Source organism: Erythrobacter litoralis, assembly GCF_001719165.1.
Classification (GTDB): Bacteria; Pseudomonadota; Alphaproteobacteria; order Sphingomonadales; family Sphingomonadaceae; genus Erythrobacter; species Erythrobacter litoralis.
This window is the reverse complement of the sequence record NZ_CP017057.1, coordinates 671746-693550: the sequence shown is the minus strand read 5'-3', so window position 1 is coordinate 693550 and position 21805 is coordinate 671746. Positions and strand designations below refer to the sequence as shown.

The window sequence follows — 21805 nt, the reverse complement described above, 5'->3', positions numbered from 1 at the left end:
CCGAATAGCGCGCGCGATGCAAAACTTGCATTCCGCAAAACCCTGCCCGTCGGCCTAGACTTGTGGCAGGGATAAGGGTGAAGAGCCTCGGGAAGAAACGCCCGAGGGTGAAAAGCCTTTGACGCAGGAGAGACAGACATGAACCTTGAATTCACGCCGGAAGAGCAGGCCTTTCGCGAAGAGGTCCGCGCCTTCATCGAGGAAAACCACCCCAAGCATCTCGAGGGCATGGGCAACCGCGAGGACATGTCGCCCGAAGAGATGACGGCGTGGCACAAGATCCTTGGCAAGAAAGGCTGGTCTGCGCCCGCCTGGCCGGTCGAATATGGCGGGACGGGCTGGACCCCGACCCAGCGTTACATCTGGTCCGAGGAAAACGCGCGCGTCGGCACCTTCATGCCGCTGCCCTTCGGCGTTTCGATGGTCGGCCCCGTGATCTACACCTTCGGCAACGACGAGCAGAAGCAAAGGCACCTGCCGGGCATCCTGAGCGGCGACGTATGGTGGTGCCAGGGCTATTCCGAGCCGGGCGCAGGGTCCGATCTCGCCAGCCTCAAGACGACTGCGGTGCGCGACGGCGATCATTACGTCGTCAACGGCCAGAAGACCTGGACCACGCTCGCCCAGCATGCCGACTGGGGCTTCTTCCTGGTGCGCACCGACACGGAGGCGGCCAAGCCGCAGGAAGGCATCAGCTTCCTTCTCATCGACATGAAATCGCCGGGCGTCGAGGTGAAGCCGATCAAGCTGCTCGACGGCGGGCACGAGGTCAACGAGACATGGCTGACCGATGTCCGCGTCCCGGTCGAGAACCTCGTCGGCGAAGAGAACAAGGGCTGGACCTATGCCAAGTTCCTGCTCGCCCATGAACGCAGCGGCATTGCGGGCGTCGCCCGTTCGAAGCGCGGCGTGGAAAAGCTGCGCGATATCGCCGCATCCGAAACGCTCGATGGAAAGCCGCTGATCCAGGACTATGATTTCGCGCGCAAGATGAGCCAGCTCGAAATCGACCTCGCCGCGCTCGAGATCACCGAATTGCGGACCCTCGCCAACGAACAGGCGGGCAAGGGCCCGGGGCCGGAAAGCTCCATCCTCAAGATCAAGGGCACCGAAATCCAGCAGCGCCTGACCGAGCTCACGCTCGAGGCGGTTGGCACTTACGGAACGCCTCTTTACGGCAATATCGCGAACGTGCCGGGCGATGCAGGGTCGAACCAGTACCCGGTCGGCCCCGACCATGCCCAGCACGCCGCCGCGACCTATTTCAACATGCGCAAGACATCGATCTATGGCGGGTCGAACGAGATCCAGCGCAACATCATCACGAAAATGATCCTCGGCCTTTAAGCGGCCGGGAGACACGGGAGAGCAGACAAGTGAATTTCAATTTCACCGAAGAACAGGACATGGTGCGCGACGGCCTGTCCCGGCTGGTGCGCGAGCAGTATGACTGGGAAACCCGCCGTGCCGCGATCGCCAGCGATAAGGGCTGGCGACCGGAAATTTGGTCGCAGCTGGCCGAGCTCGGCATTCTCGGCATGCCCTTCAGCGAGGAGGAGGGCGGCTTCGGCGGCGGCGCGGTCGATGCGATGATCGTGATGGAGGAATTCGGCAAGGGGCTCGTCGTCGAACCCTTCGTGCCGACCGTCGTGTGCGCGGGCGGTTTCCTCAAGCACGCCGGCACCGCCGCGCAGAAGGAAGAGCATATCGGCGGGATCGTCAATGGCAGCCGCGTCTTCGCCTTCGCCCATGCCGAACCGCGCGGGCGATATGACTATGCCGATCTCGAAACGACCGCGAAGAAGGACGGCGAGGGCTATGTCCTCAGCGGCCACAAGGCGGTCGTGATCGGGGCGCCCTGGGCAAGCCACCTGATCGTCACCGCGCGCACTTCAGGCGAACGGCGCGACCGAGACGGCGTTTCGGTCTTCGTCATCGCCAAGGACACCGCCGGAGTGGTCACGCGCGATTATGAAACGGTCGATGGCCGCCGCGCCTCGGAAGTCTATTTCGAAAACGCGGCGATCCCCGCCGACGCCCTGATCGGCGAAGAAGGCGCCGCCCTGCCGCTGATCGAGCGGGTGACCGACGAAGCCATTGCCGCGTCTTGCGCGGAAGCCTGCGGAGCGATGAAGGTCGCCCATGCGATGACGCTCGAATATTCGAAGCAGCGCAAGCAGTTCGGCGTGCCGATCGGCAAGTTCCAGGTGCTCCAGCATCGCATGGTCGACATGTACACCGCCTACGAACAGTCGGTCTCGCTGACCTATCTCGCCACCCTGCGGCTCGATGCGGAAGAGAGCGAGCGCAAGCGCGCGGTATCGGCGGCGAAGGTCGGCGTCGGGCAGGCAGCGCGGCTGATCGGACAGGAAGCGGTCCAGATCCACGGCGGCAACGGCGTGACCGACGAATATGCGATCGGGCATTATTTCAAGCGGCTGACCATCTTCGAATCCGAATTCGGCGATGTCGACCACCACATGAAGCGCCACGTTTCGCTCGCTTCGCAGCGCTAGGCCTTCCCGCCGGTCGCGAACCGCCGATAAGCGATGGTGCGAAGGTTTCGATCCCGCCGCGCCAACATCCGGCGGCATGCTTCGCATTGGCGGTTCGCGCCGCAGGTCGGCCTTGGCCCGCCGCGCGAACCGGCCGCAGAAGGTCGTGACCGGCCAAGCCCATTGCCCGGGTTCGCCAGCGAACGCCCGCCCTGCAAGCCGGTCGATCCGGGTTGGATCATGAGACCGTCAGGGGCTCGGAACGGTCTTGCCCGGATTGAGGATGCCAAGCGGATCGAGCGCCTGCTTGATCTGCGCCATGACCTTGAGCGAACCTGCACCATGCTCGGTTTCCATGGTCGAAAGCTTGTGAAGGCCGATCCCGTGCTCGCCCGTAGCGGTGCCGCCGAGGCCAATCGCGATCCGGGCGATGGCATCCGACAATGCATGAGCGCGCTTTTCCTCTTCGGGCGATGCGGGATCGAACAGCAGGAGCATGTGGAAATTGCCGTCGCCGACATGGCCGACCAGCGGCGCGACGAGGCCGGCGGCATCCGCTTCTGTTTTCGCCGCGGCGACGGCTTCGGCGAGCCGCGAGATAGGGACGCAGGCATCGGTCGCGAAGGCTTCCGCGCCCGGACGCAGCGACTTGGCCGCGAACCAGGCGTTGTGCCGCGCCTTCCACAAGCGATTGCGATCCTCGGTCTGGGTCGCGAACATCAGGTCGCCGCCGCCGAAATCGTCGACCATCGAGCGCACGGTCTCGACCTGTTCGGCCACGGCCGCGGGCGATCCGTGGAATTCGATGAACAGGGTCGGCGCGGCGCGGAATTCGGTGAGGTCCGAAAAGGCGATGCAGGCGCCCATCTGCACCTCGTCGAGCAATTCGATCCGCGCGAGCGGCAGGCCCAGCTGCATCATGAGCATGACCGCCTCTACCGCGGGGGCGAGCTCGTCGAACTGGACCACCGCGCTCGCGATTTCCTCGGGGATGCCGAAGACGCGCAGCGACAATTCGGTGATGATGCCGAGCGTGCCCTCGGACCCGACGAACAGCCGCGTGAGGTCATAGCCTGCCGCAGACTTGCGCGCGCGCGTGCCGGTGCGGATGATCTCGCCGGTGGCGGTGACGACGGTGAGGCCGAGCGTGACCTCGCGCATGGTGCCGTAGCGCACGGCGTTGGTCCCGCTGGCGCGGGTCGCGGCCATTCCGCCGAGCGTCGCGTTGGCGCCGGGATCGAGCGGGAAGAACAGGCCCTGATCGCGCAGTTCCTCGTTCAGGGCCTCGCGCGTGACGCCGGCCTCGACCCGAACGTCGAGATCGCCCTGGTTGATCTCCAGCACCCGGTTCATCTGCGTGAGGTCGATCGACAGACCCCCGTGCACCGCAGCGAGCTGCCCTTCGAGGCTGCTGCCCGCGCCGTGGGCGATGACCGGCAGGCCGTGCTGCGCGCACAATGCGACGGCCGCCGCGACATCCTCGGTCGAGGCAGCGAACAGCACCGCGTCGGGGATGCCCCCGCCCACCATGCCCTCGATCGCGCCGTGCTGTTCGCGGATCGCCTGCCCAAGCTGGAGCCGGTCGCGGAAACGGCCTTCCAGCGCGGCGAGCGCGGCGGCAGGCTCGGCGCGGCCCGGATCCTGGGCGGCGGTCGCCATTACGCGGTTTCCGCCTGTTCGGCCTTGAGCTGGCTGTAGCGCCGCGGATCGAGCTTTTGCAGGACGCCGTCGATGCCGGGCTTGTTGAAGCCCTTGTAGCCGTCATTGCGCTCGATGTTTTCAAGATGCGTGATGATCGCCCCCTCGGTGCGGATGCGCTCGGCCTCGTCGGCGGGCAGGTGCCCCTCGGCCTCCAGCGCATCGACCCGCGCCGGATCAACCGGCGCCCAGTCGCCATGGGTCAGTTCCTGGTAGAGATGCGGCATGTCCGAGAACGGCGGCATCATGCGGATGCCGAGTGCCGCCATCTGGTCGCGCATGGCCTGCTGGTCGTAGAAACAGGCGACGTGGTTCAATCCCTGTTCGAGGATGCTCTCGCCATGCAGGGCGCAGAGAATGCCCGCGCGCCGGTGCTTGTCGAGCGGGGGCAGGTCCTCATGCGCGAAATCGAGCGCGACTTCGTGCGGGGCGAGATCGACGTCGGCGAAGATGGTCGATCCGATCACCGGCTGTTCGAGCACCTGGCTGCCCCACCCGGCCATGTCGCCGGCATAGAGCATTTCGCGCAGTTCGTAGCCGAGCTTTTCGAGGATCGCGATGGTGTGCCTGTAGTGGGTCCGGCTGCTGTCATAGGTGTGGTGGTCGATATTGGCCCAGCCCACGCCGACCGCGTCCTGCCGCGCCTTCTGGATCTGTGCGGCGTTGCAGCGCGCCTGCCAGTATTCGCGTTCCGACAGCAGCCACAGCGCACAGGCCCGGTGCTGGCTGCCGAGTTCGGCAATCGCCGAATCGACCAGCGCCTCGGTATGGGCAAGGCCTTCCTCGACCGTGTCGAACTGTCGGCGCCGGGCGCGGAACCGCTGCAGCGTCACGCGCGCGGCGCGGCGTTCGTCGGCATCGTCCTCGACCGGAACGAAGGCAGGCGAGCCATTGCGCTCGAGCACGCCGAGGCTGGTCCCCTCGGACGGGAAGGCCATCACCCGGCGCAGCGGGGCGAGCGGTTCGCCCTCGATTACGGCATCGAGGGCGTGCGCCTTCACGAACTGGTCGACCGATTCGACCCTGAGCCACACGGTCTGCGCCTCTCCTTCGAGAAAGGGCGGGAAGAGCCCGGCGGGATTGCGCCATACACCGGCCTCCGCCTCGGCCCAGCCGGCCGCCTCCATCGCCTCGCGCGTTGCGGCATCGGTGAAGACGACATGATCGACGAGATCGCGCAGCCTGATCGCCGCCCCCTCCATCAGCGCCGTCTCGAGCGCCTGCGCCGCACCGTTCGCCGCAAGGTTCGCGGTGAGCCATTCGCGCAGGGCCGCCTCGGCATCGGGCTGCGGCATCCATTCGCGGTCGCGATAGGCAAGGTGGCTGTTGATGCCCATGATCAATCTCCTCGTGCTGGGTGCGGAGACTACCACCATCATCGCGCTCGCGCACATTCGGCCCTCGCCAGCGGTCATCCCTTTTTTGCATGACCTCCACCCCATCGCAGGCGAGTAGGCTTAAGCCATGAAACCGGCGGATATCGAACGATGGAGCGAGGCGCTCGCCCCGCAGCGGCTGATCGGCGGAACGGTGCCCGACCCGCCCGGTCCGATTTCGCTCGAGGCGGGATACCTGCTGGCCGCGAAAGGGGCGGACACGCTCGGCAGCCCGGCAGGCTGGAAGATCGGCGCGACGAGCGCGGGGGCGATGGAATTCCTGAAGGTAAGCGAGCCGATCATGGGCAGGCTCTTTTCGCAGCGCATTTGGCACGACGGCGAAAGGGCCGACCTTTCTGGCGACCGCCCGGCCGAAGCCGAGCCGGAGATCGCCTTTCTCCTTGCGCACCCGCTGGAGGCGGGAGACGACCCGCTTGCCGCTATCGGCGAGGCGCGCGCGGCAGCCGAAATCGTGCGCCCCTCGCATGACGAACCCTTCCGCCTCGGCGCAGGTTTCATCGTCGCGGACAACGCCGCCGGGCTCGGCGCGCTCATCGGACCGCCGATCCCGCTCGGGCGGCTGTCCGAGCCCGAAACGATCGCGGTGACCATCGAAGTGAGGGGCGGCGGACGCTGCACGGGAAGCGCGGATGCGGTCCTGGGCAACCCGCTGGAGGCGCTTCGCTGGCTCGCCGCGCGGCTCGGGCGGATACCCGCCGGTTCATGGGTCTTGAGCGGGGCGATGGCCCGCGCGATCCCGCTCGACAGCCCTGCGGGCGAGGGCGAGCTTACCCTCGATGCGGGCGAGTTCGGCAAGGCGCGCCTCGCCTATTGACCCGCCCCCCGCCGACCACGAATTTTTCTTATGGGTCCGGCCCGGCTTTTGAATGGTCGCCGCCCTGCACTTCTGCCTAGTCTGCCCGGTGGAAACAGGCAGCCGCTGACAGAGCGCGACTTACATGGGGACCCGAGAGATGCTGGTGGACCGGATCGAGGCCAAGTGGATCGACACTTTCGAAGCCGCCTTCAGGCTGTGCGAAGTCGCGCCGGGCGATGAGGTCACGATCCTTTCCGAAACGCAGAGCCGGGCAATCAACACGCATCTTGCCGAACTCGCGCTGCTCCGGCTCGGGGCGAAACCGTTCCACATCGTGATGCCGACGCCCGCCCAGTCCGCCCCGGTCCCGGTGCGCTCGACCGGTTCATCCGTGGCACTGCAGAACGTGCGTCCCGTCCTCGAGGCGCTGAAGGCCTCGAAACTGGTGGTCGACCTGACGGTCGAGGGACTGATGCATGCCGACGAGACGCCGGAAATCCTCGGTGGGGGCAGCCGCATCCTCTACATCTCGAACGAACACCCCGAGGCGCTCGAACGCATGGCGCCCGATGCCAGCCTCATCCCGCGCGTGCTCAAGGGCCGCGAAATGATGCAGGCGGCCAGGACGATGCATGTCACCAGCGCCGCGGGAACGGAGCTTTCCATCGGGCTCGAAGGCGCGCGGATCGGGGGCAATCTCGGCGCAGTAACCCAGCCCGGAACGCTCGCGACCTGGCCGGGCGGCATCTGTTCGTGCTTCCCCGCGCGCAGCACCGTGACGGGCGTGCTCGTCCTCGACGAAGGCGACATCAATATCACCTTCAAGCGCTATCTGGAAAAGCCGATCCGGCTGGTGATCGAGAAGGACTATGTCACCGCGGTCGAAGGCACCGGCGCCGATGCCGACCTGATGCGCGCCTATTTCGAAGCCTGGGACGATCCGGAGGCCTACGGCACGAGCCATGTCGGCTGGGGCATGAACCCCGGCGCGCGCTGGGAATCGCTGCTGCTCTATGACAAGGGCGACGTGAACGGGATCGAATCGCGCGCCTTTGCGGGCAATTTCCTTTTCTCCACCGGGGCCAATCCATTCGCCAATCGCCACACGCTCGGCCATTTCGACCTGCCCGTGCGCGGCTGCACGATCACGCTCGATGATACGCCGGTCGTGGTCGAGGGCAAGCTCGTGCCCGAACTGGCCTGACCGGCCCGGGATGGAGCGGATCGGCGACATCGCGGTAAGGGTGACGGGCGAAGGCCCGACGGTCCTGTTCCTGCACGGGATCGGGGGCAATTCGCTGAACTGGCGCGCGCAGATCGACGAATTCGGGCGTGATTTCAAGGCCGCGGCATGGGACGCGCGCGGCTATGGCGAAAGCGGCGGCGCGGTCCGATGCTTCGAGCAATTCGCCGACGATGCCGCTGCCGTGATCGCGGCGCTGGGATCCCCGGCCCATGTCGTGGGCCTGTCGATGGGCGGACGGATTGCGCTCGACCTGGTCAGGCGACACCGTTCCCTCGTTCGCAGCCTGACGCTCGCCAACACCAGCGCAGGATCGAGCGAGACGGCCTCTCCCGAAAAGGTCGAGGCGTTCCTTGCGCTGCGCCTGAAACCGCTGGTCGAGGACGGCCTCACCCCCGCCGACATCGCCGAACGGATCGTCGAAGGGGTCGAGGGGCCGAACATTTCCCCCGCGGCGCGCGAGGCGCTGATCGACAGCCACCGCCGCCTCCACAAGGACGGCTATATCGCGGCGATGCGCGCGGTCACCGGCTTCACCGCCTTTCCCGATTTCGCCGCCATCGACGTTCCGACTCTGGTCCTCACCGCAAGCGAGGACCGCGTCGCCCCGCCCGCGCACGCCAGACTGATGGCGGGCCGAATTCCCGGCGCGCGTTTCGCCGAGATCGAGGGTTCGGGCCACATCTCCAATATCGAAGCGCCCGAAGCCTTCAACGCCGCGCTGCGCGATTTTCTCGAGGCGCACGGATGAAGGCGCTCACTCTCCTTCGCTATCCCGAGGGCGCGCCCCGGCCGGAGGATTTCGAGCTTGTCGAGCTGGCCGACCCGGTGCCCGGGCCCGGCGAAGTGCTGGTCAAGGTCACGCATCTTTCGATGGACCCGCTGCCGCGCGTGCGGATGCAGGCGAAGCCGGTGATGGGTCCGCCGATGCGGATCGGCGCCCCGGTCGAGGGACGCGGGGTGGGGCGGGTGATTGATTCGAACGATCCCACCTTTGCCGAGGGCGACATGGTGCTCGGCGAACTGGGCTGGCAGGGCCTCGCCGTGCTGCCCGGCGCCAAGCTCACCAAGGTCAGGGGCGGCCAGCCGCACCAGCACCTGGGTGCACTCGGGCCGACCGGGTTTGCCGCCTGGTTCGTGGTCGAGAGCCTCGCTCCGCGCGGGGGCGAGACCCTGCTCGTCGCCCCCGCGGCAGGCGCCGTGGGCAGCCTGGTCTGCCAGATCGCCGCCGCCCGCACGGCGGACCTGCAGCTGGTGGGCACCGCGATCGGGGCGGAGCAGGCGGACTATCTCGACGGGATCGGGGTGACGCCGATGGCAGCGGACGCGGACTGGCCCGGCCCGGGCGGAATCGACCTCTTCGTCGATGGCGTCGGCGGGGCGTTCCACGACCGGATGCTCGCCGCGCTCAATCCGCGCGCGCGTGTGCTGCTTCTCGGATTCGTCTCCGCCTATGGCGAAGAGGGCCCGCCGCGCTACGGCAATGCCGGGGCCGTGCTGCTGAAACGGGCGCGGATGGAGGGCTTCCTGCTCGCCGACCACATGACCGACACCCCCGCCGTCGAGGCTGCGCGAAAGCAGCTTGCGGCCTGGCTCGAGGACGGCACGGTGCGCCCCGCCGAGCGATTGCACCACGGGCTCGCGAGCGCGGCCGCAGCATTTTCGGGCCTGTTCACCCACAGCCCGCCGGGCAAGCAGATCGTTGAACTGGAGGACAAGGCATGAGCGAAGAAAACTGGATCAAGCAAGCCCCCGAATTGCCGCAGACCATGCCGGCCGCAGTTCTGACCGGATATGGCGATCCCGACATGTTCAGGATCGAGCACGTTCCCCTGCCCTCGCCCGCTCCTCACAACGAAGTACTGATCGAGGTGAAGGCGGCGGGCGTCAATCCGTTCGAAGCCAAGATGCGGCGCGGCTGGCTGGCGGGCCTGTTCCCGCTGCCCCTGCCCCATGTCCTCGGGACAGACCTTGCGGGCGTGGTCGTGCGCAAGGGCTTCGACGTGTCCGAACTGGAAGTCGGCGACCGGGTCTACGGCCTCGTCGATCCGATGCGCCAGGGCAGCTATGCGGGCTATGTCGCAGCGCCCAGCTATCTCGTGCGGCGGATGCCTGCGAATCTCGATTTCGCGGAAGCAGCGGCAGTGCCGATGGCTGCCTGTACCGCCTGGTACGGGCTTGTCGACATGGCCGGGATAGGTCCGGGCAGCCGGGTGCTCATCCAGGCCGCGTCGGGCGGGGTCGGGGCCTTCGCAGTGCAGATCGCCAAGGCGCGCGGCGCGTGGGTCGCAGCGACGTGCTCGGCTGCCAATCGCGCCTTCGTCGAGAGCCTCGGGGCGGACCTTGTCATCGACTACGCCACGCAGGCCATGTCCGAGGCGGTCTCGGATCTCGACGTCGTGCTCAACTGCATCGGCGGGGAGACCGCGCTCGAAAGCTACAAGGTGATCAGGCGCGGCGGGCAATTGCTGATCGTCCTGCGCGGCGACCAGGTCGAACTGGAGGCTCGCCAGCGGATGATGGAGGAATATGGCGTCGTCACGCGCGAGGTCGCATTCTCCGCCCAGCCGCAGATCCTCGACGAACTGCGTCCCCTGATCGAGCAGGGCAAGATCAAGGTCAACCTCGAGAAGCGCCTGCCGCTCACCGAGGTCGCCGAAGCGCACCGCCTGCTCGACGAGGGCGGACGGCGCGGCAAGCTGGTGCTGGACATCGAGGGAGCCGGATGAGGCCACCGGATGAGGTTGGGCGCCCGGCTATCCCCTCACCGGTCCGGTCACCTGCTGGCGCAGGCGACCCAGCCCGGTGATTTCGGTCTCGACCACGTCTCCGCGGGTGAGCCAGCGCGGAGGCGTCATGCCCACCCCCGATCCGCCGGGCGAACCGGTCGCGATTACGTCGCCCGGCCCCAGCGGCATGAAACGGGCGGCATGATGGACGAGTTCGACCGGGGAGAAATGCATGTCGGCAGTGCTCGCATCCTGTCGCAGTTCGCCATTGACCCGGCAGCGCACCGCGAGATCGCGCGCCTGGCTGACCGAGATCGCCTCGATCGAGGTGAACCACGGCCCGAGCGGAGCCATGCCCGGCCCGCCCTTGGCAAGCGGCAGCGTCTCCGGCCGGACGAGGTCGCGCAGCGTGTAGTCCTGCACGATAACCCATCCCGCGATGGCGGCTTCAGCCTCGGCTCGCGATGGATCGAACACCTCTTGTCCGATGACGATGCCGAGTTCGGCTTCATAGTCGAGACGGACCGATGCGGGATGTACCGGCAGGTCACTGAAAGGCGCAGCGATGCTGCGCACATTCTTGAGGAACAGGCGGGGTTCGGGCGGCAGCGCGCGGCCCTGTTCGGCGGCGTGGGCGCGGTAGTTGAGCCCGACGCCGACGATCGTGCGCGCACTGACGGGAGGCAGCAGGCGCTCCCACTCGATTTCCTCCGCGGCGCCGAAGCTTTCGCCGGGACGGTCGGCGAGACTGGCGAAAGGCCAGTCGCCGCCGCCCGGAATCCCGGTGCGGCGCCACGTCCCCGCCTCGGGATCGACCAAAGCGAGTTCGCAGCCGCCCGCTCTTGCCACTCTTGCTACGCGCATGGGGCGCCCCTACGCTTTTCGCCCTGCCACCGCGAAAGGAACCGCTGATGCTGGAATCCCGCCGATTGCGTCACTTCCTGGCGGTCTACGAACTCGGCTCGATCGGTCGCGCCTGCGAGAAATTGCTGCTGACCCAGCCCGCCCTTTCCAAGAGCATCCGCCAGCTCGAGGACGAACTGGGCGTGCGCCTGTTCGACCGCACCCCGATGGGCGTGGTTCCGACCGTGTTCGGCAACGCCCTCGCCCGGCATGCCAAGTCGATCGAGGTCCAGTTCCGCAATGCAGAAGCGCAGATCCAGAGCCTCAAGGGCAAGGCGCAGGGGCACGTCACCGTCGGGATCGGACCCTCGGTCGCGCGCAACATCCTGCCGGTTGCGACCCGCACCCTGCACAAGCTCCAGCCCGACATCGCGCTGACCGTGATCGAAGGGCTGGTCGACGACCTCCTCCCGCGCCTGCGCCGGGGGGAACTCGACCTCATGATCGGATCCTGGCCGCCGATCGCCGATCCCATGTTCATCACCGAAACCGTGCTCGTCGACCGGCTCGAAGTCGTGGCGCGGGCGGGCCACCCGCTTGCGGGCAGGCCGGTGCTGCGCAGCGAACTGCTGAACTACCCCTGGGCGCTGCCGCCCGCCTCGCAGAAATGGCGCCAGTCGCTCGATGACCTCTTCCTCGAGCGCGCCCTTGATCCGCCGAAGGCGCAGGTCGTCTCCAATTCGGCGGGCTATCTCGAGGCTCTGATCCGGTCTTCCGACCACATCTCCTTTCTGCCGCGCCAGCTGCTCGATCTCGAAAACGACGAAGGTCTGGTCACTCTCGACGTGGAAATGGAGACGCTTGAGCCGGAAATCACGATGACCCTGCGCGAGCGCGCCCTGCTCGATGCCTCGATCTGCGAAGTGGTCCAGGTCCTGCGCAGCATCGGTGCGGACTTCACCGGCTGACAGCGCCTCACCCATCGGCGGTGAGCGCCTGCGCGATGCCCAGATAGAGCACGTCACGGGTGAAATCGCACGACCAGCCGATCCACGCATCGTTGAGATAGCGTCCGGCATCGTATTCACTGGTGATGCCGTAGCCGCCCAGCACCTGCACTGCGAGTTCGGCATTGCGGATCGCCATGTCGACCGCGGTCGCCTTGGCCATCGGGGCGAGCAGCATGCCCGCGCGCATCGGATCGCCCGCGCAGGCGGCGGCGGCCTGCCAGACGTGAAGCCGGGCGGTCTCGATGTTGATGCCCATTTCGGCCAGCTTCAGCGCGACCGCCTGGTGCTGCATGATCGGGCGCCCGGTCGACTTGCGATCGGCGGCATAGGCCCTGGCATGATCGAACGCCGCGCGGGCGAGACCGACGAAGCAGGCGGCAAGGCAGATCGGCATTTCTGGGACCTGTGCGAAAGTCATCGCTGCCCCGCCGCGCTGGCCGATCAGTGCGTCGGCGGGGAGCTTCACATCGTCGAGCACCAGTTCGGCATGATTGGTCAGCGGCCAGCCGATCAGCTTGGTCTTGCGCCCGACCTCGAGGCCGGGCGTGCCGGCGGGGACGTGGAAGATCGACAGGCCCGAGAACACCGGCTGTTCGGGATCGGTCCGGGCAAGGATGAAATAGGCATCGGCCGCGCCCGCATTGGTGATGAAGGCCGACTTGCGCCCTGACAGGACCCAGCCTGCGTCGGTCTCGCGTGCAGACAGCTTCGGTCCGAAGGCGGCATCGGGGCCTGCCATCATCAGTTCCGATCCCGCGACGTCCGGTTCCGACTGCGCCCCTGCGAGCACCATTGCCGGGGTCTCGGCAAAGCGCTTCACGAATGCCTCGCCCGACGCGCCGCCCGCGCGCGCCGCCATAAGCGGCATGCAGGCGGTGAGCGCGAAATAGTCGCCCGCGATGCCGACATCGGCGGCGCCGAGTTCCTCCAGCACCAGCACCGCATCGAGGCACGAGCCGCCCAGGCCGCCCATTTCCTCGGGCACGAACATCTTGGTGAAGCCGAGCGCGGCGCCTTCCTCGAAGATCGGCTTCACATGCGGCCAGGGATCGTCCGGCGCACCCTCTTGCTTGATCCGCTCCACCAGCGGGCGAATGTGGCGATCGGCAAAGCCGCGCGCGGTATTCCTGAGCTGTTCCTGTTCGTCGGTCGGGGTAAAGCCGATCATCGCGGATCCTCCTGCTGGCGGCGATGGTGCGGCCTCGGGGCGTGAGGGCCAAGCGCATTTCGGCGGCGCTGCCCATAAGAATTGGTTTGGAGCCCCGGACACCTTTTTCATTCCTCGCCCCTCGCCCCGCCCCACTACGCTTGCAATCGTGGAGCACAAAACCGACTCTTTCGTCAGCGAACGACTGCCCGATGCGAGCCAGTGGCCGCGATTCCTGTTCGACCGGCCCGAACTCGAATATCCCGACCGCTTCAATGCCGCGGTCGATCTGCTCGACGGGGCCTGTGCCAAGGGCGAGGGTGACAGGATCGCGGTCGTCAACGACGCGGGCGAGTGGACCTATTGCGAGCTCAAGCAATTGTCGGACCGGATCGCCCGCCTGCTGGTCGAGGACGGCAAGCTCGTGCCCGGCAACCGTGTGCTGCTGCGCGGGCCGAACAGCTACACGCTGATTGCCTGCTGGTTCGCGGTGCTGAAGGCGGGCGGAGTCGCGGTGACGACCATGCCGATGCTGCGCGCGGGCGAACTCGCCCCGATCCTTGCGAAAGCGCGGGTGAGCCATGCGCTGGTCGACAGCCGGACCCTGCAGGACTGGCGACAGGCCGCCGATGCCGCGGACGGCCTGCGCTGGACCGCGACCTTCGACGGCGATGCCGGGACCGGCGCGCTCGAAACGCTGGTCGCGGAGGGAAGCGGCGATTTCACTCCCCATATCGGACCGGGCGATGCCCCGGCGCTCATCGCCTTCACATCGGGGACCACGGGCATGCCCAAGGGCTGCGTTCACGATCACCGTGCCCTGCTCGCACCCGCAGACACCTATGCCCGCCATATCCTCAAGCCCGAACCGGGCCTGAGATGGTGCGGCTCGCCGCCGGTCGCCTTCACCTTCGGGCTCGGCGCGCTGGTGCTGTTCCCGTTCCGGTTCCTCGGCACCTCGGTGACGCTGGAAGCCGGGAGCCCGCCCAACCTTCTCGCCGCCATCGCCCGGCACAAGGTCGACATGCTGTTCACCGCGCCGACCGCCTACAAGGCGATGCTGCCACATCTCGCAGGTGCCGACATCGCTTCGTTGCGGACCTGCGTTTCGGCGGGCGAGCACCTGCCGCCCGCGATCTTCGAAGCGTGGGAAAAAGCGACGGGCCACCGGCTCGTCAATGGGATCGGCGCGACCGAGATGATGCACATCTTCATCTCGGCGGCGGGCGACGACATCCGCCACGGCGCGACGGGCAAGGTGGTTCCGGGCTACGAGGCCTGCGTGCTCGACGAAAACGACAATCCGCTGAGCGAGGGCGAAGGCCGCCTCGCGGTGCGCGGCCCGACCGGGTGCCGTTATCTCGACGATGCGCGCCAGGCGAATTACGTCGTCGATGGCTGGAATGTCACCGGCGACACCTACCGCGTCGATGCGGCGGGCTATTTCCACTACGTCTCGCGCTCGGACGATATCATCGTGTCCTCCGGCTACAACATCGCCGCACCCGAGGTCGAGAACGCGCTCCTCACCCACGAAGCTGTCGCCGAATGCGCGGTCGTCGGCACGCCCGATCCCGACCGGGGAATGATCGTGAAGGCATTCGTGGTCTGCACCTGCGGCGAAGGCGATGCCGGCCTTGCGAAGGCGCTGCAGGACCACGTCAAGGCGACCATCGCGCCCTACAAGTATCCGCGCGCGGTCGAATTCGTGCCCGAACTGCCCAAGACGCTGACCGGCAAGGTCCAGCGCTATCGCCTCAGGGAAAAGGAAGTGTCATGACACTCGCACAGGAAAGCGTGCGCCAGGCGCTGTATCGTTACGCTCGCGGTGCGGACCGGCTCGATCCGGATCTCATCAGGGGAGCGTTCTGGCCCGATGCGCGGGTTACGCTGGGGACGATCTACGATGGCAATACGGCAGGATTCGTCGAGGTGGCGATCGGCTTCATGAGCATGTTCGCGGCAACGCGTCATGACATCGGCAACATGCTGATGGCCGATGACGGCGATAGCATCGGCTACGAGGCCTATGTGCGCGCATGGCACTGGCAGGCGGACAAAGGCACCGAACTCGAAGTCATGGGCCGCTATATCGGCCGCGCCGAGCAGCGCGGCGGGGAATGGCGGCTGGCAGAGCACGGTGAATTGATGGACTGGGGTGCGGAGCGCCCGGTCGACGATTCCTGGTTCAAGGGCAATGCCGAGCTCGAAAAGGGCGAACGCAGCCGCGCCGACGGGTCGTATCGCTGGCTCACGGGGCTTGCCTGAAGAGGGCGGACGCCCGCGCCGCGGACGCCCTGCTCCTTTACGAAACCTTCTTCATGACCCCGGGCGTCGCGACCTTTTGCGATCGCGTTGCGGCCTCCCCCGTGAAACGATCGCGGTAATCCTCCACGAAATCACGCATCGTCCGCGCGGGCCGGCCGAGCAGCCGGGGCAAGGTGTCCGTCATCGGCGCGTTCTTCCCATAGCGGGTCAGCGCATAGACGATCGTCATGAACAGCAGCGTGTCCCAGGTGACGCGCGGGCCGACGCGGAGCCAGAACTGCGGGATCCACGGATTTGCATAGGTGATCTTGCGGCCGAGAACCTCGGTGAAGATATCGGCCACCTGATAGAAATCGAGCTTTTCCGGCCCGGTCACGACATAGGCCTGGTTCCGGTGTTCCTCCGGCGATTCCATCACCTTGAGCGCAAGTTCGGCGACGTCACGTGAATCGATGAAGCTCGTGACGCCCTTGCCAGCGGGAATGTAGATCTGGTCGTACTTTGCAATATCGACCGCGTGGGTGGTGATGTCGCGGCACAGGTTCTGCGAAAAGAACGCGGCGCGCAGGAGCGTATAGGATACCCCGCTCGCCTCGATCGCGCGTTCGACCTTGTAATGCGGCACGACCTTGGTGTCGCCCGCGGTCGGGACCGAGACATAGACGATATGCTCGACCCCGGCATCCGCCATCGCCTCGACGAAGGGCAGCATCCAGGTCTCGACCGTGCGCGGATGCGGAAGGGGGTAGAGCAGGAAGACGCTCGTCACGCCTTCCAGTGCGGCCGGCCAGGTCGTGCGGTCGGCAAAGTTGAAATGCACGCGCGGGACGTGCGTGCCGTACAGCCGGTCGATCTTCTCCGGCGTGTGCGCGGCGACCTTGTAGGGCAGCGTCTCCTGCGCGGCGAGCATCCGCACGAGTTCGGTGCCGACATTTCCGTTGGGTCCGGTAACGAGGATCATCGCACTCTCCGTTTCAAAAGACCCCCGCATCGCCCAGCATCGGGCGACCGGGCGCAGCTAGGGGTTCAATGGCCGGGCGGGGGGCCGCCGGCAGCGGCCATGCGCATGGCCTGGATTATGTTGAGACGCAGCACGTCGCGCGTGCCGTCGCAGCTGTCGCCGATCCAGGCGTCGTTGAGCATCCGGGCGGCCGGATATTCTCGCGTGATGCCATAGGAACCGAGAATCTTCATCGCCCGCTCGGCACAGCGGATCGCGGTGTCGACGGCCATCGTCTTGGCTGCGGGCGCATAAAGCATTCCGGCGCGCGGATCGCCCGTGTCCGCAGCCGCCGCCGCGCGCCAGACCATCAGCCGCGCAGCCTCGATTTCGACCGCCATGTCGGCGAGCTTGAGCGAGACGGCCTGGTGCTCGATGATCGGCTGTCCCCAGCTCACGCGCTCATGCGCATAGGCAAAGGCAAGATCGAAGGCCGCCCGCGCGAGGCCGACGAAGGTCGCAGCAAAGCCCGAGGCGAGGTAGGGCAGGATGCGGAAGAAGATCATTCCGGCGTCGCTGCCCTCCCCTCCGACGCGACGGCCGGCGGGGATCCGCACGTCTTCCAGAATGACCTCGGCCTGACACGCGGTTTCCCAGCCCGACAGGCGCGTGCGCCGACCGACCTTGAGCCCGGGCGTGTCCGCCGGCACGAAGAACATCGCCGTGCTTTCGCGCGCCGGCTTCGACAGATCGGTGCGCGCCATCACGAAATATCCACGCGCAGCCCCCGCATTCGTCGAAAATCCGGACTTGGCGCCGTTGAGGACATATTCGTCGCCCTCGCGCCTCGCCGTGCTCTTCAGGCCGATGCGCGGATCGGGCGAAGGGCAGAAGCTGTCGGCCCCGGCAACGTCGGGTTCGCTCGAGGCGCTGGCGAGCACGAAATCGTCGGCGGCCGCGATTTCCGGCAGCCAGGCCTCGCGCTGCGCGTCGGTTCCGCCATGCAGGATGATCAGCGGCGCGGTGGCCGAGATGTTGAGATAGGTCGACGCGATCCCGTGATCCGCCGCACCGAGCTCTTCCATGATCAGCACGTGATCGAGCGCGCTGCCCCCGACCCCGCCATGTTCTTCGGGAATGAGCAGGTTGGTGAAGCCCAGTTCGGCTGCGCGCAGGAATACGGGCCGGACTTCCTGCCACGGATCGATCCCGTCCTCGGCCCGCCGGATACGCTCAGCGCAAGGAGCGATGTGCGAGGCTGCGAAATCGCGCGCGGTCTGCTGGAGCATCCGCTGTTCGTCGGTGAGTTCGAAACCTATCACTGCCGTTCTCCTGCTAGCGCCCGCCCGGCGAAAGGGCCCCGCGCCCGTCGCCCGGCGCCGCATGCGGCCGCGCGGTGTGGCGCCAAACCGCGGCGGCAATGCCGAGCGCGCTAGCCAGAAGCAGGGGGCCGCCGCTGAATTCGAGAGCGAAATGAACCTGAGCAAAGAAGGTCAGGCACAGGCCGTGGAGGAAATAGGGGATCGCGGTCCAGCGCGGCAGCAGCGGCGAGCGCCACAGCACCAGCGCGGTCAGCGCCGCGCCGAACAGGAGAGCGAAGGCCGAGACGATGAGAAAAGGCAGCGCCAGCGGTCCGAAGATCGCGCTGTCGGCGATCGCGATCACCGCCTCGTTGCCCTCGCGATAGAGCCGAGCCAGCATCGGCGCGGTCAGCGCGACGATCCCCGCGATCGGCAGGAACAGCCCGTTGCCGATGATGCTCAGCACCATGCCCCAGAAGGCGAGCCGTTCCTCCGGCGTATCGCGCAGGAAGGCCCACAGCGCCATCCAGGCGAAGATCTGCAGCGTGAGATTCGAAAGCAGGATCGCCCAGGTCAGCGCATGCGTCGGAGCGAGCGAGACCTCGACGAAGGCCGCGACGTCGAGCCCGTGCCCGTCGACCGGGTTTGGGCCTCGCAGGGCCAGGCCGGCGACGGTCATCACGCCCGATACGACCAGGAGGGCGATGCCGAGCCTGATGCGGGTAACATCCCTGGCCGCCGGCTTCGCCCCCGCCGTCATGTCCGGCTCTTGGCCGGGGTATTGAGGACCCCTGCGTCGTGATCTTCGCGGCGCCCGAACCACATCCGCGCGAGCAGGTTCTCCCCGCGGGCATGATGGTATGCGACCGCAGCCACGTGCAGGGCGACGAGCGCCAGCAGGACGCTGCTGAACAGGACGTGCCCGGCATAGGGCGGTAGGCTCTCGAAGCTTGCGGGAAGCGTCACGGCCGCCCCTTCGAGCAGCGGGAAGAGTTCGCCCATCTGCGCCATGCCTAGACCGGTCGACAGCATCGCGATCACCACAAGATAGAGCGCCCAGTGGTTGAACCGCGCGACCCAGCGCAGCGCGCCTTTCCCATGCGGCGAGACGGGCGCTTTGGTGACGGCGCGGGCAATCAGGCGCAGCGCCATCAGCACGAGGATCGCGAGGCCCGATGCCATGTGCAGGCGCAGGATTTCCGCCTTGGCGGGGTCGGCATTGGCGAGCGGCTCCAGCAGCAGGGCACCCGCCGCGAGATTGCCCGCCACCAGCAGCGCCACCAGCCAGTGCAGTGCCACGACCAGCGGGTGATAGCGCGTCACGCCCGTTTCCTGTCGCATTCGCCGTCTCCTGTCAGAACCGAACGTCCACCTCTAGGCCCCATTCGCGCGGTTCGCCGATGCCGCCGAAGGCCGTGCCGTTCCCGGCAAGGGTATCCTGCATGTTAGTGAAGAAGCGTTCGTCGGTGACATTGGTGAAGAAAAACGAGATCTCGAGATCGCGCGAGGGCGTCACGTAGCTCGCCCGGACGTTGAGGATGTCGAACCCGTCCTCGATCTCCAGCGGATCGGCCTCGAGCTGGTAGGAGAAGCTCGAGCGGCCACTGAAATCCGCGCGGAAGAGCAGCGCGCCCAGATCGTCGGGCAGCGGCTGGGTGTATTGCGCGCCCATCGCATAGGTCCATTCCGGCGTCAGCGGCAGCGGCGTGTCGAGCGTGATGTTCGCCACCTGGTCGCTGAGGCGGGTGTATTCCGCATCGATGTAGCCCAATGATCCGTAGACCGTGATCCGTTCGCCAAGGCTCGCATTGGCTTCGAGTTCGAAGCCCCGGATTTCGGCATCGCCGGCATTGCGGGTCTCGAACAGGCCGCTGATCGGCGTGAAGACGAGCAGCTGGATGTCCTCGTAATCCGACTGGAAGGCGGCCGCGTTGATCCTGAGGTCGCCATTGAAAAGCAGGGTCTTGATCCCCGCTTCATAGGTGGTTGCGATTTCAGGATCGTAGGGCAGGATTTCGGCATTGCTCGGCCGGCCGGTAAAGCCGCCCGACTTGAAGCCCTGCGCATAGCTTGCATAGACCGTGACTTCGGGAATGACGCGGTAATTGATCCCGAATTTCGGGGTGAAGGCGTCGAAGGTCGCGGATACCTGGGTAAAAGGCAGCGCCTCGCGGGTGGTTCCGGGCGGCGGCATCACGAAGGGCGGCAGCACCGTCGTCACCCCGTCAGTGTTGTCGAGCACCGAATTGAAGCTCTGGTCCTTGGTCTCCTCGGTCCAGCGTGCGCCGCCGAAGAGTTCGAGCTCGTCGGTGATGAACCAGGATGCCTGGCCGAACAGGGCGAAGGATTCGACCTCCAGCCCGATGTCGTTGCGGCTGCGCAGGCAGCGGTTCTCGAGCCGGGGCGCAGTCGTGCCGGTGCACAGCTCGATCTGGTTGGCGATGTCTTCGCGGAAGTAATAGGCGCCCAGGAGGAAATCGATCGAGTCGCCGAAATTGCCAGCCAGCTGCAATTCCTGGCTGAACTGTTCCTGGTCGAGCGCGCTGCGATTGTCATACAGCACGTAGCCGGTGCCGTCGAAATCGTTGAAGGTCTGCTCTTCATAGCTGCGCCACGCGGTGATCGAGCGCAGGATCAGGTTGTCCGCAAGATCGGCACGCACGTTGAGCGAGATGCCGCCATTGTCGTTGTCGTTGATCGCGGGGACCGATGCGAAATTGAGGCTGAGATCGGTCGACCGGTCCGCACCCACGTCGCTGGGCAGGGGAACGCCGGTCGGCGATACGCCGGGAATGAACATCGGGCCAGAGGGCGGCATTCCACCGGGAGGGCCACCGGGCGGGCCGCCCGGCGGGCCACCGGGCGGGCCGCCCGGCGGGCCACCGGGAGGACCACCGGGAGGGCCACCGGGAGGGCCGCCAGGGGGCGCTCCGGGCACGGTGATCCCGGCCATCGGGTTGAAGCCCAGCAGCACCTGATGCGAGGGCGATCCGCGCCCGGCGGTGTAATCGCCGATCAGGTTGACCTCGAGCCGGTCGCTAGCCTGCCAGCGAAAGCGCATTCGCCCGCCGTAATCCTCGATGTCGCCGAAGGTCTCGCCCGTGTAGACGTTCTCGCCGAACCCGGTCTGGTTGCGGGTGAACGCCGTGGCGCGAACCGCCGCATTGTCACTCAGCGGAACATTGACCGATCCTGCAAGATCGAACCGGTCGCGTGCGCCGACGATCAGGCGGGCGCGGCCCGAAACCTCGTCGAAATCGGGTTTGGCGGTGACGACGCTGATCGCCCCGCCGATCGTGTTGCGTCCGAACAGCGTGCCCTGCGGGCCGCGCAGGACCTCGATCCGCTCGATGTCGAGCAGGTTGAGCGAGGACGCCTGCAGGCGGGCGATGTAGACTTCGTCGATATAGACGCCGACGCCGGGATCGACCGCGATCGAATTGTCGAGCTGGCCGACACCGCGGATGAAGAAACCGCCGTCATCGCCGCCATTGGGGCCGGCCGTTACCGACACGTTGGGCGCGAAGCTGACTGCCTCGCTGACCGTGTTGATCGAGCGCGCCTCCACTTCCTCTGCCGAGAGCGCGGTGATCGAGATCGGCACGTCCTGCAGGTTCTGCTCGCGCCGCTGGGCGGTCACGATGATACCCTGGTCCCTGGCCGGTTCGCCGCTTTCGGCGTCGGGACCGGCCTGAGCGCCTGCCGCCTGCGCGGCGGCTGCAGGGTCATCGGCAGGGTCGAGGGAATTCGCGAAAGCCGGTGTCAGGCATGAACTCGCCATCAGACCGAATGCAGCAAGTTTCAGTGTCACGTTCATCTCCCCCCGAGCTGTGGCAACCAAGCCGGTGTTCCCAAAAGGCGGCCCGTCCCGGGTCATTGCGGGCATTGAGCGCCAGAATCGTTTCGAACCGTGGCCGGTCCCCACCGGCGTGTTCCAG

19 protein-coding genes are annotated in these 21805 nt (G+C 66.7%); 10 read left to right on the top strand and 9 right to left on the bottom strand.

Going from position 1 to position 21805, the window contains the following annotated elements:
• Window positions 1–138 precede the first annotated feature (138 nt).
• Together Ga0102493_RS03270 and Ga0102493_RS03265 are read left to right on the top strand one after the other, a co-directional pair.
• Complete coding sequence (locus Ga0102493_RS03270) at window positions 139–1347, top strand: acyl-CoA dehydrogenase family protein (protein ID WP_034906314.1); 1209 nt, start codon at window positions 139–141, stop codon at window positions 1345–1347.
• 29 nt (window positions 1348–1376) lie between these two features.
• Window positions 1377–2516, top strand: coding sequence for an acyl-CoA dehydrogenase family protein (locus Ga0102493_RS03265; protein WP_034906317.1), 1140 nt, complete (start codon window positions 1377–1379; stop codon window positions 2514–2516).
• A gap of 228 nt (window positions 2517–2744) precedes the next feature.
• Here the strand turns inward: Ga0102493_RS03265 and Ga0102493_RS03260 are convergent, their stop codons facing one another.
• Together Ga0102493_RS03260 and Ga0102493_RS03255 are read right to left on the bottom strand one after the other, a co-directional pair.
• Window positions 2745–4154, bottom strand: a complete 1410-nt coding sequence (locus Ga0102493_RS03260; protein WP_034906319.1) for an FAD-binding oxidoreductase — start codon at window positions 4152–4154, stop codon at window positions 2745–2747.
• Window positions 4154–5530: a hypothetical protein gene (locus Ga0102493_RS03255; protein ID WP_051698407.1), complete on the bottom strand. Its 1377-nt coding sequence runs from the start codon at window positions 5528–5530 to the stop codon at window positions 4154–4156. Before Ga0102493_RS03255 ends, Ga0102493_RS03260 begins: the two co-directional genes overlap by 1 nt.
• A gap of 127 nt (window positions 5531–5657) precedes the next feature.
• Between Ga0102493_RS03255 and Ga0102493_RS03250 the strand changes: the two genes are divergently transcribed.
• The 5 genes from Ga0102493_RS03250 (at window position 5658) to Ga0102493_RS03230 (ending at window position 10358) form a co-directional block, all read left to right on the top strand.
• The gene (locus Ga0102493_RS03250) at window positions 5658–6404 is read left to right on the top strand and encodes a 2-keto-4-pentenoate hydratase (RefSeq protein WP_034906322.1); all 747 of its coding nucleotides are present in this window, start codon (window positions 5658–5660) and stop codon (window positions 6402–6404) included.
• Window positions 6405–6528: 124 nt separating this feature from the next.
• Window positions 6529–7590, top strand: coding sequence for a 2,5-dihydroxypyridine 5,6-dioxygenase NicX family protein (locus tag Ga0102493_RS03245; RefSeq protein WP_199796949.1), 1062 nt, complete (start codon window positions 6529–6531; stop codon window positions 7588–7590).
• Complete coding sequence (locus tag Ga0102493_RS03240) at window positions 7541–8380, top strand: alpha/beta fold hydrolase (protein WP_081845774.1); 840 nt, start codon at window positions 7541–7543, stop codon at window positions 8378–8380. Before Ga0102493_RS03245 ends, Ga0102493_RS03240 begins: the two co-directional genes overlap by 50 nt.
• Window positions 8377–9354 carry an MDR family NADP-dependent oxidoreductase gene (locus Ga0102493_RS03235; RefSeq protein WP_034906331.1) on the top strand — a complete coding sequence of 326 codons (978 nt, stop codon included), beginning with the start codon at window positions 8377–8379 and terminating at the stop codon, window positions 9352–9354. The genes Ga0102493_RS03240 and Ga0102493_RS03235 overlap by 4 nt, the downstream gene beginning before the upstream one ends.
• On the top strand, window positions 9351–10358 hold the full coding sequence (locus Ga0102493_RS03230) for an NADP-dependent oxidoreductase (protein WP_051698408.1): 1008 nt from the start codon (window positions 9351–9353) through the stop codon (window positions 10356–10358). Before Ga0102493_RS03235 ends, Ga0102493_RS03230 begins: the two co-directional genes overlap by 4 nt.
• Before the next feature lie 27 nt (window positions 10359–10385).
• Here the strand turns inward: Ga0102493_RS03230 and Ga0102493_RS03225 are convergent, their stop codons facing one another.
• Window positions 10386–11222 carry a fumarylacetoacetate hydrolase family protein gene (locus Ga0102493_RS03225; protein ID WP_051698409.1) on the bottom strand — a complete coding sequence of 279 codons (837 nt, stop codon included), beginning with the start codon at window positions 11220–11222 and terminating at the stop codon, window positions 10386–10388.
• A 47-nt stretch (window positions 11223–11269) separates the two neighbouring features.
• Between Ga0102493_RS03225 and Ga0102493_RS03220 the strand changes: the two genes are divergently transcribed.
• The gene (locus tag Ga0102493_RS03220) at window positions 11270–12169 is read left to right on the top strand and encodes a LysR family transcriptional regulator (protein ID WP_034906334.1); all 900 of its coding nucleotides are present in this window, start codon (window positions 11270–11272) and stop codon (window positions 12167–12169) included.
• 7 nt (window positions 12170–12176) lie between these two features.
• On the opposite strand, the gene Ga0102493_RS15895 is transcribed toward Ga0102493_RS03220, so the two are convergent.
• Window positions 12177–13379 carry an acyl-CoA dehydrogenase family protein gene (locus Ga0102493_RS15895; protein ID WP_034906336.1) on the bottom strand — a complete coding sequence of 401 codons (1203 nt, stop codon included), beginning with the start codon at window positions 13377–13379 and terminating at the stop codon, window positions 12177–12179.
• Window positions 13380–13527: 148 nt separating this feature from the next.
• On the opposite strand from Ga0102493_RS15895, the gene Ga0102493_RS03210 reads away from it, so the two are divergent.
• Both Ga0102493_RS03210 and Ga0102493_RS03205 read left to right on the top strand, forming a co-directional pair.
• Window positions 13528–15138 (top strand): AMP-binding protein, encoded by a 1611-nt coding sequence (locus Ga0102493_RS03210; protein WP_199796950.1) that lies wholly within the window; start codon window positions 13528–13530, stop codon window positions 15136–15138.
• A complete protein-coding gene (locus tag Ga0102493_RS03205) occupies window positions 15135–15626 on the top strand; it encodes a nuclear transport factor 2 family protein (RefSeq protein ID WP_051698412.1) in 492 nt (163 codons plus the stop codon). The genes Ga0102493_RS03210 and Ga0102493_RS03205 overlap by 4 nt, the downstream gene beginning before the upstream one ends.
• Before the next feature lie 37 nt (window positions 15627–15663).
• Here Ga0102493_RS03205 and Ga0102493_RS03200 read toward each other — a convergent pair whose 3' ends face one another.
• From Ga0102493_RS03200 to Ga0102493_RS03180, 5 genes are all read right to left on the bottom strand, one after another.
• Window positions 15664–16587 (bottom strand): NmrA family NAD(P)-binding protein, encoded by a 924-nt coding sequence (locus Ga0102493_RS03200; protein WP_051698414.1) that lies wholly within the window; start codon window positions 16585–16587, stop codon window positions 15664–15666.
• Between the two features lie 65 nt (window positions 16588–16652).
• The gene (locus Ga0102493_RS03195) at window positions 16653–17888 is read right to left on the bottom strand and encodes an acyl-CoA dehydrogenase family protein (RefSeq protein WP_051698416.1); all 1236 of its coding nucleotides are present in this window, start codon (window positions 17886–17888) and stop codon (window positions 16653–16655) included.
• Between the two features lie 13 nt (window positions 17889–17901).
• Window positions 17902–18627: a hypothetical protein gene (locus Ga0102493_RS03190; RefSeq protein ID WP_034906338.1), complete on the bottom strand. Its 726-nt coding sequence runs from the start codon at window positions 18625–18627 to the stop codon at window positions 17902–17904.
• The gene (locus tag Ga0102493_RS03185) at window positions 18624–19208 is read right to left on the bottom strand and encodes a cytochrome b (RefSeq protein ID WP_051698419.1); all 585 of its coding nucleotides are present in this window, start codon (window positions 19206–19208) and stop codon (window positions 18624–18626) included. Before Ga0102493_RS03185 ends, Ga0102493_RS03190 begins: the two co-directional genes overlap by 4 nt.
• A gap of 13 nt (window positions 19209–19221) precedes the next feature.
• Window positions 19222–21678, bottom strand: a complete 2457-nt coding sequence (locus Ga0102493_RS03180) for a TonB-dependent receptor (RefSeq protein ID WP_161490036.1) — start codon at window positions 21676–21678, stop codon at window positions 19222–19224.
• Between the last annotated feature and the right edge of the window lie 127 nt (window positions 21679–21805).

Excerpts from the sequence above, each read along its gene's own strand:
- Ga0102493_RS03235 (WP_034906331.1), top strand. The coding sequence starts at position 8,377 with ATGAAGGCGCTCACTCTCCTTCGCTATCCCGAGGGCGCGCCCCGGCCG.
- Ga0102493_RS03245 (WP_199796949.1), top strand. The coding sequence starts at position 6,529 with ATGGGGACCCGAGAGATGCTGGTGGACCGGATCGAGGCCAAGTGGATC.
- Ga0102493_RS03255 (WP_051698407.1), bottom strand. The coding sequence starts at position 5,530 with ATGGGCATCAACAGCCACCTTGCCTATCGCGACCGCGAATGGATGCCG.
- Ga0102493_RS03200 (WP_051698414.1), bottom strand. The coding sequence starts at position 16,587 with ATGATCCTCGTTACCGGACCCAACGGAAATGTCGGCACCGAACTCGTG.
- Ga0102493_RS03225 (WP_051698409.1), bottom strand. The coding sequence starts at position 11,222 with ATGCGCGTAGCAAGAGTGGCAAGAGCGGGCGGCTGCGAACTCGCTTTG.
- Ga0102493_RS03270 (WP_034906314.1), top strand. The coding sequence starts at position 139 with ATGAACCTTGAATTCACGCCGGAAGAGCAGGCCTTTCGCGAAGAGGTC.
- Ga0102493_RS03230 (WP_051698408.1), top strand. The coding sequence starts at position 9,351 with ATGAGCGAAGAAAACTGGATCAAGCAAGCCCCCGAATTGCCGCAGACC.
- Ga0102493_RS03190 (WP_034906338.1), bottom strand. The coding sequence starts at position 18,627 with ATGACGGCGGGGGCGAAGCCGGCGGCCAGGGATGTTACCCGCATCAGG.
- Ga0102493_RS03260 (WP_034906319.1), bottom strand. The coding sequence starts at position 4,154 with ATGGCGACCGCCGCCCAGGATCCGGGCCGCGCCGAGCCTGCCGCCGCG.
- Ga0102493_RS03205 (WP_051698412.1), top strand. The coding sequence starts at position 15,135 with ATGACACTCGCACAGGAAAGCGTGCGCCAGGCGCTGTATCGTTACGCT.
- Ga0102493_RS03250 (WP_034906322.1), top strand. The coding sequence starts at position 5,658 with ATGAAACCGGCGGATATCGAACGATGGAGCGAGGCGCTCGCCCCGCAG.
- Ga0102493_RS03220 (WP_034906334.1), top strand. The coding sequence starts at position 11,270 with ATGCTGGAATCCCGCCGATTGCGTCACTTCCTGGCGGTCTACGAACTC.
- Ga0102493_RS03240 (WP_081845774.1), top strand. The coding sequence starts at position 7,541 with ATGATACGCCGGTCGTGGTCGAGGGCAAGCTCGTGCCCGAACTGGCCT.
- Ga0102493_RS03185 (WP_051698419.1), bottom strand. The coding sequence starts at position 19,208 with ATGCGACAGGAAACGGGCGTGACGCGCTATCACCCGCTGGTCGTGGCA.
- Ga0102493_RS15895 (WP_034906336.1), bottom strand. The coding sequence starts at position 13,379 with ATGATCGGCTTTACCCCGACCGACGAACAGGAACAGCTCAGGAATACC.